General features: G+C 60.1%; 13 protein-coding genes and 1 pseudogene. 9 read left to right on the top strand and 5 right to left on the bottom strand.

Annotated elements, in window-relative coordinates:
* Position 1: 1 nt before the first annotated feature.
* From Har1131_RS11520 to Har1131_RS11505, 4 genes are read left to right on the top strand one after another with little or no spacing between them, the layout of a single operon-like run.
* On the top strand, positions 2–682 hold the full coding sequence (locus Har1131_RS11520) for an amino acid ABC transporter permease (protein ID WP_014040117.1): 681 nt from the start codon (positions 2–4) through the stop codon (positions 680–682).
* Positions 679–1431, top strand: a complete 753-nt coding sequence (locus Har1131_RS11515; protein ID WP_014040118.1) for an amino acid ABC transporter ATP-binding protein — start codon at positions 679–681, stop codon at positions 1429–1431. The genes Har1131_RS11520 and Har1131_RS11515 overlap by 4 nt, the downstream gene beginning before the upstream one ends.
* Entirely contained in the window at positions 1428–2414 is a 987-nt protein-coding gene (locus tag Har1131_RS11510) for an amino acid ABC transporter permease (protein ID WP_151146497.1), read from the top strand. The genes Har1131_RS11515 and Har1131_RS11510 overlap by 4 nt, the downstream gene beginning before the upstream one ends.
* Before the next feature lie 42 nt (positions 2415–2456).
* Positions 2457–3173 (top strand): helix-turn-helix domain-containing protein, encoded by a 717-nt coding sequence (locus tag Har1131_RS11505; RefSeq protein WP_151146494.1) that lies wholly within the window; start codon positions 2457–2459, stop codon positions 3171–3173.
* 352 nt (positions 3174–3525) lie between these two features.
* Here the strand turns inward: Har1131_RS11505 and Har1131_RS11500 are convergent.
* Positions 3526–4562, bottom strand: a pseudogene (locus Har1131_RS11500) (tyrosine-type recombinase/integrase).
* A complete protein-coding gene (locus Har1131_RS11495) occupies positions 4559–4972 on the bottom strand; it encodes a DUF5805 domain-containing protein (protein WP_151103272.1) in 414 nt (137 codons plus the stop codon). Before Har1131_RS11495 ends, Har1131_RS11500 begins: the two are co-directional and overlap by 4 nt.
* Before the next feature lie 1442 nt (positions 4973–6414).
* Between Har1131_RS11495 and Har1131_RS22540 the strand changes: the two genes are divergently transcribed.
* Positions 6415–6537, top strand: a complete 123-nt coding sequence (locus Har1131_RS22540; protein WP_004962120.1) for a hypothetical protein — start codon at positions 6415–6417, stop codon at positions 6535–6537.
* Between the two features lie 597 nt (positions 6538–7134).
* The gene (locus Har1131_RS11490; RefSeq protein ID WP_023843222.1) at positions 7135–7731 is read left to right on the top strand and encodes a hypothetical protein; all 597 of its coding nucleotides are present in this window, start codon (positions 7135–7137) and stop codon (positions 7729–7731) included.
* A 174-nt stretch (positions 7732–7905) separates the two neighbouring features.
* Here Har1131_RS11490 and Har1131_RS11485 read toward each other — a convergent pair whose 3' ends face one another.
* From Har1131_RS11485 to Har1131_RS11475, 3 genes are read right to left on the bottom strand one after another with little or no spacing between them, the layout of a single operon-like run.
* Positions 7906–8328 (bottom strand): hypothetical protein, encoded by a 423-nt coding sequence (locus tag Har1131_RS11485; protein WP_050037879.1) that lies wholly within the window; start codon positions 8326–8328, stop codon positions 7906–7908.
* A gap of 47 nt (positions 8329–8375) precedes the next feature.
* Positions 8376–10298 carry a HAMP domain-containing protein gene (locus Har1131_RS11480; protein ID WP_129755055.1) on the bottom strand — a complete coding sequence of 641 codons (1923 nt, stop codon included), beginning with the start codon at positions 10296–10298 and terminating at the stop codon, positions 8376–8378.
* Between the two features lie 2 nt (positions 10299–10300).
* Positions 10301–11509, bottom strand: a complete 1209-nt coding sequence (locus tag Har1131_RS11475; protein ID WP_064287930.1) for an ABC transporter substrate-binding protein — start codon at positions 11507–11509, stop codon at positions 10301–10303.
* 336 nt (positions 11510–11845) lie between these two features.
* Between Har1131_RS11475 and kdgK1 the strand changes: the two genes are divergently transcribed.
* From kdgK1 to Har1131_RS11460, 3 genes are all read left to right on the top strand, one after another.
* The gene (gene kdgK1 / locus Har1131_RS11470) at positions 11846–12805 is read left to right on the top strand and encodes a bifunctional 2-dehydro-3-deoxygluconokinase/2-dehydro-3-deoxygalactonokinase (protein ID WP_014040128.1); all 960 of its coding nucleotides are present in this window, start codon (positions 11846–11848) and stop codon (positions 12803–12805) included.
* Between the two features lie 100 nt (positions 12806–12905).
* Positions 12906–14696 (top strand): pyruvate kinase, encoded by a 1791-nt coding sequence (gene pyk, locus Har1131_RS11465; protein ID WP_014040129.1) that lies wholly within the window; start codon positions 12906–12908, stop codon positions 14694–14696.
* A 52-nt stretch (positions 14697–14748) separates the two neighbouring features.
* Complete coding sequence (locus tag Har1131_RS11460) at positions 14749–15720, top strand: ROK family protein (RefSeq protein WP_014040130.1); 972 nt, start codon at positions 14749–14751, stop codon at positions 15718–15720.
* Positions 15721–15748 lie beyond the last annotated feature (28 nt).

The raw sequence follows: 15748 nt of genomic DNA, 5'->3' as shown, positions 1-15748 counted from the left end.
CATGGCAGCAATCCTACTCCAGACCGCTGACTGGCTGTTCGTCGCCAACAACTGGGGCCTGTTGCTCGGCGGGACAGCTGTCACCATCGCGCTCACCGTCTCCAGTATTCTCCTGGGATTCGTCGTCGGGTTCCCGGCCGGTGCGATAGAGGTGTACGGCTCGGACAGGGCCCGGCGGTTGGTCGAACAGGTCGGGGTCGTCCTCCGTGGCACCCCGCTGCTGGTCATCATTATGATTCTGTACTTCGGCCTCTCTATCTCCAGTAGCGCGTTCGTCACGGCGACCATCGCGCTCGGTCTCCGGAGCGCCGCCTACCAGTCACAGATCTTCCGCGGTGCGCTCCAGAGCGTCGACGACGGACAGCTGGAAGCGGCACGCGCCGTCGCGATGTCCCGATTCGAAGCGATTCGACACGTCGTCGTCCCGCAGGCGCTCCGCCGGAGCGTCCCGGGGTTCCAGAACGAGTTTACCATCGTCCTCAAGGACACAAGCATTGCCATCGTCATCGGAATCGGCGAGCTGCTGACGACGGGACAGAACCTCTACGAAGGCGGGCAGTCGACGGCGGCACTCGAAATATTCCTCGCCGTCAGCCTCGTCTACTTCGTGCTGACGTTCGCGACGAATCGGTCGCTCGACAAGCTCAGTGACTACTACGCCGTACCGGAGGGAACGACATGACACAGCCACTACTTTCAATCGACGACTTGCACAAGTCCTACGGGAACGAAGAGGTACTGGAGGGCGTGGGCCTCGAGATGGACCAGGGCGACGTGACGGTCCTCATCGGCCCCAGCGGCTCGGGCAAGTCCACGCTGCTCCGATGTGTGAACCGACTGACGGAGATCAACAGTGGCCGGATCGCCCTCGACGGGCAGGACGTGACCGGAGCCGACACTGACGTCAACGAACTCCGAAAGGAGGTCGGCATGGTGTTCCAGGATTTCAACCTCTTTGCGCACCTGACGGCGCTCGAAAACGTCACGCTCGGCCCGAAAAAAGTACTCGGCATGGACGCTGCTGACGCCGAGGAAGCCGGCCGGACCCATCTCGAACAGGTCGGATTGCTGGAGCAGGCCGACTCCTACCCCGCTGAACTCTCCGGCGGACAGAAACAGCGCGTCGGTATCGCGCGCGCACTCGCGATGGACCCGGAACTGTTACTGTTCGACGAACCGACCAGCGCGCTCGACCCGGAACTCGTCGGCGAGGTTGTCGAGGTGATGCGCGACCTCGCCGCCGAAGGAATCACGATGCTCGTGGTCAGTCACGAGATGGACTTCGCGCGGTCGGCCGCGTCGGACATCGTGTTCCTCGACGACGGTGAAATCGTCGAACACGGCCCACCGGAGCAACTGTTCCAGAACCCGACAGCGGACAGAACCGAACAGTTCCTGAGCAGATTGCACGCACACGAGGAGACGGCATGAGCACGGCCGAATCGACAACGTCGCCGAATCCGGGGCTCCGTGACCGCGTGGAGACGGTCTTCACCGTCCGCCCCCTCACAGTCGGCCTGGCACTGTTCTGGGTCTGGGTTCTCGCCCGCTGGACCACTGATTTCGTTCTCGCGGGGGTATTCGGGCTCGACCGCGGGGCACCGTTCGTCCCGGCGGCCCCGTTTCTGACGACAGCGGACACTGTCGCCTCGCTCGCCGCGTCACTCGGTGTTGCCGGAGCGCCGCTCGTGTGGTTCGCCGACGCGCTCCGGTTTGTCGCCGACGCGACGGCGTATCTGCCGGCACTGGCCCACGGCGTCTGGACGACGGTGCTACTGACGGTTTTCAGCGTCTGTCTCGGGTTCACGCTGGCGCTCCCGCTCAGCGTCGTCCGCGTGTACGGTGGGCGGTGGGCCCGCTGGCTCGCCCTGTCGTACACTGAACTCATCCGTGGGACGCCGCTGCTCGCCCAGTTGTTCGTGCTCTACTTCGCGACCTCACTGACGCAGGTTCTCAGAGGCGTCCCGGGGGTCGGCGTCGGATTCATTCCCGCGCAGGCGTTCTGGGTCGCTGTCATCAGTTTCACGCTGAACAGCGCCGCCTACCAGTCCGAGTATCTGCGCGCGTCACTGGAGTCCGTCGACGGCGGGCAGTTGACCGCTGCACGCGCCATCGGGCTCTCGAAGCTCGAAGGGATACGGTACGTCGTCGTTCCACAGGGCCTCCGACTCGCGCTTCCCAGCTGGACGAACGAACTCGTGTACCTCATCAAGTACTCCTCGCTGGCGAGTTTCATCACCGTCCAAGAGCTGTACGGCCGGACGAGTACCATCGCTAACGAAACGTACCAGTATACCGAACTCTTCGTGCTGGTGGCGATACTGTATCTGGCTCTGGTCGTGTCGGCATCAGCACTGATGGACCGTGTCGAATCGCACACTGCAACCGCCGGTGTCGGACACACCAGACAATGACCACTCTCTTAGGATCACCAACCAAAGAGTTCAGCACATCCCATGAGTCACGCTGAAAGCGCCGGAGCACGACTGACGCTCGACCTGTGGCACCCGAACTGCTGGGCTATCGAAGCAACCGACCACACCGATGGCGGTATCCTGGCACATACGGTGCAACAGACCGTCCAGTCGCCGACAGCATCGGTCAACGGCGTGTTTACGGCGTACGGAGCCACGAAGTCGGCTGTCGAGGACTGCCTCGACGCAGTCCGTGCGTCACCTCACGCCGGAGAGATACAGGAACTTCAGGCACGCATCGGACACAAGCGCGATGCACCGGGAACCGTCGTCAGACAGTTCCTGCTAGAGTACGACCCAGAAGAGTTAGTCTGCCCAACACTCCTCGAACACGGATTCGTCCACAGCGCGCCCGTTCGTATCGAAGACGGGCGCGAACGGTGGCAAGTGAGCTTCACCGGAGAGCGGCCCGAAATACAGTCCGCACTCGATGCCGTCGAAGCCGACGCCGACGCTGACGTGTCGGTCGAGTCCATCGTCACGCCTGACAGCGACTCCGAGCGGTCGGTGGGTGGGCTCCGAACCGACTCGCTAACGCCGGCCCAGCGGCGCGCGTTCGAAGCGGCCCGCGAGGCCGGCTACTATCAGTGGCCGCGTGGGATTTCGGTCCGCGAACTCGCCGACCAGATGGATATTTCGAAGACCACGCTCCTCGAACATCTCCGAACTGCGGAGTCGAAACTTCTGGACCCCGAGTAGCCCTCCCAGGGACCTGCATCCGGAAGGGTCTACGTCTGAGACGTGCGTGATCCCGGCATCTGCAGCCACCAGTAGGACGTTCCATTTCGAGCCGGTATGATCTCTTGTAGTCCGGTCGGGAGTCCCCCAACAAGCGCGTGCCAGAGCGCTGCTCGGTCGAGCTACCTGCTGGGAGGCCCCGCAGTGTAATCCGGCCGCACCTCCTGTCTCGTATGCGGCTATCGAAATCGTCCATTGAGACAACACAGCTGAGAAGCAGAATCCGCCCAGTTCTATATAGCGCTATATGATTTATTAGTTCAGCAGCCACCACCCGGAGTGCGGCAATAGTGTTGAATAGACAACAATAAAATCACAGTAGCGAGTAAATTTCGGCCTCGTACACATCCCTGACCCGAGTTCCCCATTCGTGGGTGTAGGTATCGATGACGTCCTGTGCCACGTCGCCTCTGAGGTATTTGACGACGCCGCGATCACCGGTCCGATCCCGAAGGTGTGTCGTGAAGAAGTGCCGGAAGTAGTGCGGCGTAACGTTCTCTTCGGCTCCCCCACCGTCCGAGTACCAACCGAACTCGCGCGCGTGGGATTCGACGATGTGGTGTACCATATTCGGCGTGAGTCGCTCCCCCAGCTGTCGCTTGTAGACACAAACAGCGGCGCTGCTGGGGACTGTGTGTCCGGCCGAATTGCGAGCCAGTGCCGCAGCACTGATGCCAGTTCGGCGTCGACAGGGATCGTCGTCTCCCGTTTCCGCTTGTTGGACGCTGTCCGCTCTTCCCCGTTACTGGCCTCGCCACGAGCCGTGTCTGCCGCGACGAACAACGAGTCCGGACGCCCGTCGAGCCCCGCTCGGACCGGGATCTCCGGTCTGGGGCCGGGGGTTTCGAGGTTGAGGTCACGGATATCGAGGTTACACAGTTCGCCGGCCCGCATACCCGTTTTCAGCAACGTCACTACGATAGCCCGCTCTAGCGGATGTGGGACGCTGTCGACGAACGTCCGCATCGACTGGAGGTCGATTTCGCGGCGGGTCGGGTCGGTATTGATGGACTCGTCCATCTCTTCCATGACCAGCGTCATCGGGTTCGATTCGAAGACACCTACCTGTGTCATGTACGCGAAAAACCGGTGTAGATAGGAGGCGTACGTCGCGACTGTACTTTCTTCGACGTTACCGCGGAGGCTGTGAACATATGCCATGCAGTCCCGGTGGGAGGCCTCCTGGACGGGAATGGGCTGGTGGCCGTCTGCCAGATAGGACTCGAAGTCCCGAAGGACGCGCTCGTAGGAGGCACGAGTTCGGTCGCTCTTTCCGTGGTACGTGATGTCATCGAGGAAATACCCGACCGGGTCCGACTCGGCGTCCGGCGTGGTCGTATCCGTGCTCATTCGTCCCGAACGTACCCTCCGTGTCGCCCGCTGTACTGCACTTCGTTGTTGGACTGCAGTTCCTGCAGCGTCTCTTCGAGGCGTTCCTCGATATCGTCGGTCAGTCCGGCGAGCAGGTCGTCCCACTCGTAGTAGTCTCCGTCAGCCAGAATCTCTCGGACCCGGTCTTCCAGCCCGTCACCCCCAGGGGTAGCGTCCGGAGAACGGGGTTCCTCGCTCTCGCTCTCAGCGGCGTCCGACTCGGTTGTTTCGGATGCTACTGGCTCGAACCCGCTTCGGCCCGCCTGTACCATCGTCCGGACGAACTCGCTTTGACTCATATCCAGTTCCTCGGCGTGGGCCTGCCACTGTTCTTTCTGGTAGGCCGGAATGTACGTCCGAACCGTCGTTCGTTCACTGTCACTGGACACATTTTACCCTGGGACGCCGGGGACTTCAATGTAGTCCCATACTCAGGGATAAACACACTTATTTGGGTGCGTGGTACCCTATTTGCGGGAGTTATGCGCCGATACTGATAGTAGTCTGTCATTTTAGCAGTAGATAAGGTCAGATACACAAATACAAAATGGGCGTAGATTTCTGTCCCTCATCTGATCGGTCCATTCCATTACCCGGATAAAGTGCTCTGTTGAATAGCGGTGTTGGTTGAGGTGGTCGGAATTTGAGTCGGCTTGTTAGTAGCTGACGCTAGTGGTCTCAAGACCGGGGTCGTCTCAGTGTAGCTCAGATGCCGCTATTCAACAGAGCAGAGTAGACTGCTGTGTTGAATAGCGGTGCTGGTCGGGACAGTGGAAATTTGAATTGACTTGTCAGGGGCTGATGCCGGTAATCTCAAAATCGGTGCCGCCTCACCGTGGCTCAGGAGACGCTATTCAACACAGCAGGATAAAGACGTATGGTAGCACAGTCACGGATTGTCAATACGAGGCAGTGTCGTTCTGATCTAGTGAGAGACCACTTCGAGTGGGTCCGAGACTATTCCGGCCTGGTTCAGCTACTCACCAATACTCAAACCAGTGGACCGGACAGTCTGTCGCAACCGCTCAGGTGTCGCAGACCCTTCCTGCATACTGTCCCCTTGCTCTCTCACGCTGCATACCGACAGCCGCGACTTTCCCGGATGACACGCGCGTCAGTTCTGGTGACGCGCCTGTTGGCGCTGTTGCCAAATGGAGAGGCCGTCTATGTCCCGCCGTAATCGCCATATTACGACTTTATTGGGGGAAGCCGTCGTTGCCTAAGTATGCCGGGACTGTTCTCTCTCGGACTCAAGGCCCCAAAGTGTACTCCACAAGCTGCTAAAGCGCGTACCCGTCGCTGCTACAGTGCCAGTCTTGGCGACCCTCGCTATCGTGACCCTACACACCACTGGTTCGCTGCAGTGGCCGAAAAGCGCCCTCTCGCCACGAGAACACGATTTGGTTCTGTTCCGTCGTGACTCGGTTGGGAAACACAGATCGCCATTAAAATACCCTGTCGACGGTTCCGTAGCCAAATGCAGAATGGCCTTCCTCAGAAGCGACCGCTGCGTACCGGTGACTTCGGTTACGGTCAGCCATATTCGATATTTCCGCTCCCGACTGAGCGGAATGTCCCGCTTTCCACCACCGTCCCTGAACGCTCTGTTCAGTGCAAGGTATAGGACGCTGTCAGCAACCAGATACGTGACCTACTCGAGCCTTGCTATCCCTTTTCCACATGGATCACCCAGGTATATCGAAAGTGGACCCAATATAAACCGCGAGTGCCAGAGAATGTCGGACTGAAACCCTACTTCATTAGCGTGTCCAGGCTGAAGCTAGCGACATGCGCGTTCGACGATACGCACTTTCTCAGGCGGGTGGGTCCGATGGCTAACGACGCACTTGTCCTTTTGTTCATGATTGCGATTGTACTCGTAGTCATGGCTGTTACCCTTATTGGTGGGTTCTATCTGGTCAAATACCTCGTCGAGCGGACGTTCAATTCGTGATCTCGTTTCCTCACCAGTGCGTGTCGGAAGTCTGTGGAGCTAAGTGGCTGAGATTACTGTCTGTAGTCCATCTACTGTCCTCGGACTCACCATCACACGGTCTGTTCCGAACACATAAACTGTATGCAGCTATATCGAATGGGGGTTGGTGGTCGAAACGACGTGAATTTAGCGGGCATGTCCCGGTCTCGAACACCTCGCTGGTTATGCCCGAGAGCGTCGTTTCACAGATATCCGTCGAGAAGTCGTCGATATGGCTGACGACTCGATCAACCGCGATCTCTTTGAGGAAACAGCGGCGGCTCGCCACTGGTTCCACAGTCAAGGGTAATCCTATTGCTCGTCGTCCGTGTTCGAAGCGCCGGAGCGACGGTCGTCAATTTGGTTCGTCTCGTCGGACGTAGGTGGTTCAACCTACTCAGTCTCACATGGAATCAGCCGATCCAACAACTACACTTCTGAATAGCGGGAACTCTCTTTATCTCTCGGCCACCGCATTTCAGAAGCTACTGATGAATTTGGTTCGTTCTGTGGCACTTTGCGCCCAAATGTCAGCATAAGATTATATATAGTGGGGACTTGGATGGGAAACGGAGTATGGGTGAGGTACAAAGTCAAACCGGTGGTGGACTGTCACCACTTCGGTTCATGGTACAGAAGTACAATGAAGTGATTGACCGCGTCGTCGAGGGCATACTAGTGCCGTACGGGACACGCATAGCATTCCTCACGTATGCCTTCGTTTTTTCATATTATGGGTTTCTGAAGGTCCAGGCACTGTTTAGCGGGCTATCGACACCAGTCCGTGGTGAGGTCCATGCGGTGGTCACTATCCTTGGTCTTCCGGAACTAGGGATCTCTCTGACCGCAGTGATGGTGTTCATTGGAGTGTATGAGCTGACGATCGGGCTGTTGTTCCTCCTCCAGAAAATTCGGGCCATATTTTTCCTGTTCCTTGGCCACCAGTTTGTCACCCTCGCGACGCTCGTGATTGCCCGATCCGCGTACTTCCAGGAACCGTTTCTACTAGGGACAGTTCCGTGGCTGTTTGACGCGTTCGCGGCGTACATTCTGAAAAACACGATATTCATCGGTGGCTTTCTTGTACTGGCTGCTGTGGAACTCGGACAAGGAAGCCCCGAGGCTGCGACAGCTAAATCCGCTAAGATGGAGTCAGCAGTGTCGACTGATTGACCGCTGGCGCTAAAACGGTTTAGCACGGTGAACGCGGTGGGGGTAGTTGTTGCCCCACCTCAGTGATGTCGAATGTTGTACCAGCGCTGGGTCGTTGCCGAACCGCAGTTGCCACCAGCCCCGGCGCTGTAGAGCAGCCTGTCTGTGGTGCAGAGCGTCCTGTAAAATAGACTACTACTTGTCTTCTCCAGTCGCCACTCCCAGAATCGTTGTCTCGGCGTCGAAATATGTCGGGGCATCGGTATCGATTTCGAATTCAAGAACGGTTTCAAGATCACCGGACCCCTCAGTGAGTTGCTCGGCGAGATCCGTATAGCCCTCTGCGAGCGTCCGGTATTCGTCGATTTCGTCCTGTTTCGCCTGCGCTCGCTTCTGCTTGGCCTCGATGTTTTCGACAGCGGCTTCCGCATCGGGTTCCGGTCGGCCTGAACTTTCAGACAATGTCGCACGAGCGTCGGCGGTGTCCTGTTCGATTTCTTCGAGCAAATCGGAGAGCTCCGCACTGCGCTGGTCCAGATGGCCAGCAAGAATCGCAGCCTGGGTTCGACAGTACTCGGCGAGTTCCGCCTGCGAGATTTCTCCTGCGTCGTCGCTCATTGAAAGAAGTACGTCGCCAGCGCGAAAATCGGTTTCGGTGAACCGGATTACTCTTCTTCCTCTTCGCCCAGACTCTGTGACGGACCGCCCGAGAAGACGAACTCGTGCTCGGCTTCGGTCTCGAAGCGGTTCAGGATGTCACCGAGTGGCTTCGCGTAGCGTTTGAGCTGTTCGGCACGCGAAGACACTTCGTTGAGCTCTGCGGCCTGCTCTTCGGCTGCGCCGGCCACGGTCTGGGTTTCGGCCATCATCTGGTCACTTGTCTCGGCTGCCGACTGTAGCGTCGTCGCCACCGTCCGGAACCGCTCGAGCGAGTCACCAAGGTCGATGTCCGGATTGTCCGCTTCCAGTTCTTCGAGCGTGTCCACGAGGGTATCGAGGTCCTCTGAGATGGTCGCGAGGCGGTCCTTCTGGTCGTAGGCGTCGTCGGAGATTTTCTGTGTCGATTCGGCCACCTGCTCGGACGCGTCACGGACGGACTCCGCACTCGACAGAACGACGTCTCCGGATTCCGCGACTTCGTCGGCGAAGCTGTTGAGCTGACCGATCGTCTTTTCGAGTTCGTCGACCATGCCGTTGAACTCGCTGGCGATCCGGTCCATCGACTCGTTCTCGCCGTCGGTTGCCATCCGCTCGGTGAGGTTTCCAGCGGCCGTCTCCTCCATCACGTCGGAGAATTCTTCGGCCTTCTTCTGGAGGTATTTGTTGACTTCAAGGGCTTCCGCGCGGGAAACCTCTGCCTCTTTCTGTGCACGCTCGGCCTCGTTGATCTGTTGTTTGAGCGCGTCGCGCATATCAGCGAACCCGCTGTACAGGCGGCCGATATTGTCGATACGACTGGTGGCGATCTCGACGTCGAGGTTCCCCTGTCGCATCTGGTCCGTCTTTCGGGTCAGGCGGTCGATGGACGTTGCCGTGTTGTACCCGAGTATCGCACCGACACCCGCGATGAGCAACACCATCAGTGCCGTGCCGATAAGTCCGTACTGCTGGACGTTCTGGACGAAGCCAAAGACCGCGGAGTTGGGTGCGTGTACGAGAACGACCCAGTCAGTGCCCTGAATCGGTGCATAGCCGACAGTGTAGCGCTCGTTGAGTACGTCAGTCGCCGGCATGTCAGCGGTGACGCCGGACTGTTGCTCCGACGAGCGGAGGTCATCTGCCGCGTCGATCGGTTCCGTGGCAGGGCTGTTCGAGCTATACGACTGCAGCATGTTTTCGCCGAGGCCGCGGCTCCCGTCTCTGGGTTCGTCGATCATGACGACCGCCGACCCGTTGACGACCTGCGTGAATCCGCCTTCGGCCCTGTTGTTCCCCTGAAGCGAGTTCGCGATTTCGTCGAGCGAGTACTCGATGAGGATATACCGGTTCTGTGAGGCATCGACAGGACTGGCGAAGCCGACGACCGGGCCGGAGTTCGTCTGGTACACGTCGGAGACGGCGACATCGCTTGCCGTTTCGAAGTTCGCACCGGTAAGCCAGGCCCTGCTCGTCGATTCGAGCGCCGAGTTAGTTAGCACCTGTGAGTTAGATGTGCTGGCGACAACCTGGGATTGGCCGGCATTCCGTTCGACCAGATGGATGTCGGCAGCATCTGCGGACAAGGCGGCTTTCCGATTGTTGAGTTCGATATTGATATCGTCTGTCTCACTACTGGCCCAAACGTCGTCAGAGGAGACAAACTGTGTTGACAACCTATTCCGGTCAACCCACTGTGACAGGATGTCAGCTTCCTGTGCGGCGGCGTTTTCGTAGTCGCTCAGAACCTGTTGTTCCGTGTAGTCCTTGACTTGCTCTGTCGCGGCAAGGCCGATGAGCCCAACCGACAGCGCCATAACGAAGAGGACGATACCGAATTTGAGTGCGAAGTTTCGCCGGATGAAATCCGGGACGACTGTTGCAAGAATCCCACCGGAGGCGTTCGAATCGTTTTCTGAACTGTCTGGTATCTGTGTGTCTCCTGAACTCATAGCTAGTTCCCTCCAAGCGAGCAGTTAGCCGCTGGACCGCTGTCGCATGCGTACTGTACATCCGCTGGTTCCCCAATCAGGCCGTAGTAGGTGCCGTAGGACTGCTGAACCTCTGGCTTTCCTTTCACGACTGGCACCTGGCGCATCGCTTGGTGGTCACAGGCTCGGAGCGTCTGCGGTCCGAGACCGGCGTCGTACTCGTGTCCTTCGAGCGCTCCGATGACATCGATCGGATTGAACGTTCCCACCCGCTCGGCTGCACTGGCGTATTGTAGCGTTTGCGTGTATGCGATGTGGGCTGCTCCTGATGGGGACGCCGATTTCGAGGTCCCCGTCGAACTGCCGTACTCCTCACGGAACGATTCTCGGAAGGTATCAGACAGCGGCGAGTTGATTGCCGGGCTCCAGGCGACCGTCCCGATAACACCCTCTATCGCATCGCCTGCGGTCCGGGCAATATCTTTCGAGGCTATCGGAAGGACGATATTCGACTCCGGGAACTCCTCCCGGAACGCTCTGAGTGCGTTTACTGCGTCGAGGCCCCCCAGTCCGAGCACTATCACGTCGAAATCGACCGACTTGATGTCTTCTGCGTACTGAGAGTAGTCGGTCGTCCCGACCTGTGCAGTTGTGTCCCAAACAGGTGCCCAGCCGAGATTCCCGAGGGCTGTATCCATCTCATCCCGGAGCGTCTGTCCCCACTCATTGTCCTGGGAGATCTTGACGTAATTGACGTCGTCTCCGAACTCGTTACTGAGGGCCGGAGCCAGCGCTTTGGCCGCCATGTGGTTGTTGTACATCTCGCGGAAGGAGTACCGGTTGCAGTCGATACCCGTCAGCGAGTTCGCGTTGGCCATCGTCGCCATGTACACGACCTGGTTCTGTGCGGCGACCTCCTGATTGGCCAGGCCGGAATTGCTGGACGTTCCGCCAGCAAGCATAATCACCTCCTCGCTATCAACAAGCCGCTGTGCGTTGCTCCGGGCGGTCTCCGAATTACCACCCGTGTCTTCGACAGCGAATTCGACATCCTTATCGAGAAGTCCGTCACCGTCTAGCGGTGACTCGTACTGCTCGCTCGTTACCCACCCACCACCGTTGTTAATGTGCTTGACCGCGAGTTTGAAACCTCGGAGCTCCTGCTTGCCGGCCGTTGAGTATGCCCCCGAGGAAGCGACGTTGAAACCGAACGTCACCGAATCCCCGGACACCGGAAAGTTTCCAACTGGCGTTGGGGTCGGCGTCCCGTCCCCATCTGTCACTCCCTCGCTGCCACCACAGCCTGCAAGTCCGGCCAGTCCGGCCGCACCAATCGAACGGAGTAGGTTCCGCCTAAAGACGGACGGCCCACCACCATCTCTCCCTGAATCCATACTGGCGTGTCTAAATTAGTATAGCACATAAACTTTTGGAGAAAACTTATACTGTCCATAACCCATGACGAAAAATACGAGCTAATGCCCTCCACCCCAGTAAGGTGTAATTAACAGGTCCGTTAGACGACGGGTTCTCCGGGATTTATACCCAGCCAGTGAGCAACGTCGGATATGACGGAGTTAGTTACGTTCGGTGAGACGATGTTGCGGTTGTCGCCACCTGACGACGAGCGACTGGAGACTGCAGACCAGTACACCGTCAGGGCGGCTGGTGCGGAGTCAAACGTCGCGGTCGCTGCTCAACGGCTTGGGCTCGATGCATTGTGGGCCTCAAAGCTCCCCGACTCACCGGTTGGTCGCCGAGTCACGGGAGAACTCAAACACCATGGCGTATCGGTCGATGTCGCCTGGGACGACTCAGACAGCGCCCGACAGGGAACCTACTATCTGGAGCAGGGTAGTCCACCGCGGGGCAACGATGTTATCTACGATCGCCAGAGCGCCAGTGTCACGACCGCCACACCGGGGGAGCTTCCGACGGAGACCATCGCGGACGCCGCGGGATTCCACACCTCGGGTATCACACCGGCGCTCTCAGAGACGCTCGAATCGACCACTGCTGACCTCCTCTCGCTCGCACAGGACGCGGGCACGACCACGAGCCTCGATCTGAACTACCGCTCGAAGCTCTGGACGCCGGCGGAAGCCCGCTCGGTCCTGACCGGGCTATTCCCGTCTGTCGACGTACTCGTCGTCGCCGAACGCGACGCGAACGTCGTGTTGGACCGGACCGGTGATGCGGAAACGATTGCCCGGGACCTCGCCGCCGAGTACGGGTTCGAAGCAACAGTAATCACCCGTGGCAGCGACGGGGCGCTCGCGCTTGCCGACGGGGCTGTAACGGAGCAACCGACGTTCGAGTCGACCGACGCCCATCCGGTCGGGACCGGCGACTCCTTCGTCGGCGGCTTCCTCTCGCAGTATCTCTCCGGTGGCAGCGTCGCGGACGGGCTCGCCTGGGGTGCTGCGACAGCCGCACTCAAACGGACGATTCCGGGTGACATTGCCGTCGTGTCACCCGACGAGATCCGTTCGATTCTCAGTGGCGACACGGAAGCGATTTCCCGGTAGCTACGCCGTCCAGCAAGGTTCTTATCCCTTCGCGGGGAACGGCAGGGTATGATTAACTATGAACGCTGTAAACTGTGGCTCCCCAGAGACGGAGGTCACAATGCGTAGCGCAAAGATTGTCTGTACCCTCGGCCCTGCGTCGGACTCGGTCGACGACATCGCGTCACTTGCAAAGGCCGGGATGTCTGTTGCCAGACTGAACGCGAGCCACGGTTCGCCGGAACACCGCCGTGAAATGATCGATCGCATCCGCGAGGTAGACGAGGCGGTCGAGGAACCGGTCGCGGCCATGCTCGATATGCCTGGGCCGGAAGTCCGGACCGCGGAGATCGACGAGCCGATTCAGCTCACGGAGGGGTCCACCATCCGCTACGTCGTCGGCGACGACGCGACGCCCGAGGAGGTCGGCCTCTCGCAGTCGATCACGGCGGTCGAGCCGGGCGACCGGGTGTTGCTTGACGACGGACGCATCGAGACGACTGTCGAACGTGTCGAGGACGACACGGTGTTTGCGACCGTCGAGAACGGCGGTGAACTGGCCGCCCGCAAGGGTGTCAACGTTCCCGGCGTCGAACTCGACCTGCCGACGATTACGGCAAACGACGAGCGAGAACTCGACGTGGCCGCCGAGAAGGAGCCGGATTTCGTGGCCGCGTCGTTCGTCCGTGACGGCGAGGACATCTACGAGATCAGCCAGGCGCTCGAAGAGCGCGGCGTCGACATCCCGATCATCGCCAAGATCGAACGGGCTGGGGCCGTCGAGAACCTCGACTCGATCATCGACGAGGCCTACGGCGTGATGGTTGCCCGCGGTGACCTCGGCGTCGAGTGCCCGCTCGAAGACGTGCCGATCATTCAAAAGCGCATCATCCGCCGGTGTCACGAGGCCGGCGTCCCGGTCATCACGGCCACCGAGATGCTCGACTCGATGGTCCACTCCCGGCGGCCGACCCGCGCGGAGGCCTCAGACGTAGCAAACGCAGTGCTTGACGGCACCGATGCAGTGATGCTCTCGGGCGAGACGGCGATCGGTGACCACCCGGCTCGCGTCGTCGAGACGATGGACCGGATTATCCGCGATGTCGAGAGCAGCGAGGAGTACGCCGAGTCCCGGGAACAGCGCGTGCCAAACGCCGGTGACACCCGGACAGACGCGCTCGCGCGCTCCGGTCGGTTCCTCGCTCGCGACATCGGGGCGTCGGCGATTGTCGCCGCGTCCGAGTCCGGCTACACCGCTTTGAAATCGGCCAAGTACCGGCCCTCGATCCCCATCGTCGCGTCGACGCCGAGCGAGCGCGTCCGCCGGAAGCTCGCGCTCTCGTGGGGTATCACACCCGTAACGACCGAGTACACCACCGAAGGCGCTGATGCCGTCATCCAGACGGCAGTGCAGGCGGCTCTCGACACCGAAGCCGCGGACAGCGGTGACACGGTCGTCGTTCTCTCCGGGATGATGACTGAACTGGAGGGGATGAACACGGCGAACATGCTGAAAGTCCACGTCGCGGCCGAAACAGTCGCTAGCGGTCGGTCCATCGTCGACGGCCTGGTGACCGGCCCCGTCCACCGGATTTCGACAGCGCCGCCCCGGGAGTCGCCGGGCGACCTCTCGAACGTCCCCGACGGGGCTATTCTGGCAGTGCCCGAAGGGTTCGACGGCGAGTTCGTCGGCGACACCAGCCGCATCGGGGGCATCATCGACGCCCACGAGGGCGTCACGAGCTACGCGGCCATCGTCGCCCGCGAGCTTTCGATTCCGATGATCTCGAACGCGGACTTGCCCGATGCTGTCTCCGACGGATCGACCGTCACGCTAGACTCCGAGCGCGGCGTCGTCTACGAGGAGGCCGTTGGCCGAGAGGACATCTCGGGCAGGGAGCGAGACTACTGACCGCGGTAGAATCTGTGTAGTTAAGTATCGGTGGGGCAACCCTTCGACCAGCATGGGCGCTTACGCAGGGGTCGACCTCGGAGCGACACATATTCGGGCTGTTATCGGTGACGAGACGGGTTCGATACTCTCGTCACACAAAACTGAGACACCGCGTGGACCGGCAGGTATCGCGGTCACGGAGGCGGTCCTCGACGCGATCCGACAGGCCTGTGACGCCGCCGATATCGCCCCCACAGACGTGGTTGCCGCCGGTATCGGGTCCTTCGGTCCGATGGATCTGGCCGAAGGGGTCGTCGAAAACCCCGCGAACCTCCCCGACACCATCGACCGGATTCCGCTGACCGGGCCGGTGGAAAATCTCATCGGCAGCGAGCGGGTGTCGCTGCACAACGACGCCAACGCCGGCGTCATCGGTGAGCGGTTCTACTCGGACCGGAGCCCCGATGACATGGTGTATCTCACAATCTCCTCCGGGGTCGGTGCCGGGGTCGCTGTCGACGGGAATATCCTCTCAGGCTGGGACGGCAACGCTGGAGAAGTCGGCCACTTGACGATCGACCCACATGGGTTCATGACCTGTGGCTGTGGGCACGACGGCCACTGGGAAGCGTACTGTTCGGGCGAGAACATCCCGCGGTACGCCACACAACTGCACCGGGAGGACCCCGTCGAGACGGCGCTCCCGATCGAGACTGAGGAGTTTTCCGCGGCGGATATCTTCGAATATGCCGGCGAAGACGAGTTCGCGTCCCACGTCCTCGACCAGATCTGTCACTGGAACGCGATCGGCGTCGCGAACATCGTCCACGCGTACGCGCCCCTCGTCGTCTACGTCGGTGGGGCCGTTGCGCTCAACAACCCCGAGCAGGTGCTAGACCCGATCCGAGACCGGCTCGACGACATGGTGATGTCGAACATTCCGGATATCCAGTTGACGCAGTTCGGTGACGACGTCGTAGTCCGTGGCGCACTGGCGTCCGCGCTGACTGGCGGCACAGGTGACCCGTCACAGCGCGTTTGAAAAGCGTCGACCTGACCGCGAAACGTCG

Origin of the sequence: Haloarcula sp. CBA1131 (assembly GCF_008728975.1) — an archaeon.
Taxonomy (GTDB): Archaea; Halobacteriota; Halobacteria; order Halobacteriales; family Haloarculaceae; genus Haloarcula; species Haloarcula hispanica.
Note: the sequence above shows the minus strand (reverse complement) of the source record. Positions and strands in the feature narration are given on the sequence as shown.

What these genes read in the sequence shown, in the direction of transcription:
- Har1131_RS11520 (WP_014040117.1), top strand. Translation starts at nt 2, where the DNA reads ATGGCAGCAATCCTACTCCAGACCGCTGACTGGCTGTTCGTCGCCAAC.
- Har1131_RS11515 (WP_014040118.1), top strand. Translation starts at nt 679, where the DNA reads ATGACACAGCCACTACTTTCAATCGACGACTTGCACAAGTCCTACGGG.
- Har1131_RS11510 (WP_151146497.1), top strand. Translation starts at nt 1,428, where the DNA reads ATGAGCACGGCCGAATCGACAACGTCGCCGAATCCGGGGCTCCGTGAC.
- Har1131_RS11505 (WP_151146494.1), top strand. Translation starts at nt 2,457, where the DNA reads ATGAGTCACGCTGAAAGCGCCGGAGCACGACTGACGCTCGACCTGTGG.
- Har1131_RS22540 (WP_004962120.1), top strand. Translation starts at nt 6,415, where the DNA reads ATGGCTAACGACGCACTTGTCCTTTTGTTCATGATTGCGATTGTACTC.
- Har1131_RS11490 (WP_023843222.1), top strand. Translation starts at nt 7,135, where the DNA reads ATGGGTGAGGTACAAAGTCAAACCGGTGGTGGACTGTCACCACTTCGG.
- Har1131_RS11485 (WP_050037879.1), bottom strand. Translation starts at nt 8,328, where the DNA reads ATGAGCGACGACGCAGGAGAAATCTCGCAGGCGGAACTCGCCGAGTAC.
- Har1131_RS11480 (WP_129755055.1), bottom strand. Translation starts at nt 10,298, where the DNA reads ATGAGTTCAGGAGACACACAGATACCAGACAGTTCAGAAAACGATTCG.
- kdgK1 (WP_014040128.1), top strand. Translation starts at nt 11,846, where the DNA reads ATGACGGAGTTAGTTACGTTCGGTGAGACGATGTTGCGGTTGTCGCCA.
- pyk (WP_014040129.1), top strand. Translation starts at nt 12,906, where the DNA reads ATGCGTAGCGCAAAGATTGTCTGTACCCTCGGCCCTGCGTCGGACTCG.
- Har1131_RS11460 (WP_014040130.1), top strand. Translation starts at nt 14,749, where the DNA reads ATGGGCGCTTACGCAGGGGTCGACCTCGGAGCGACACATATTCGGGCT.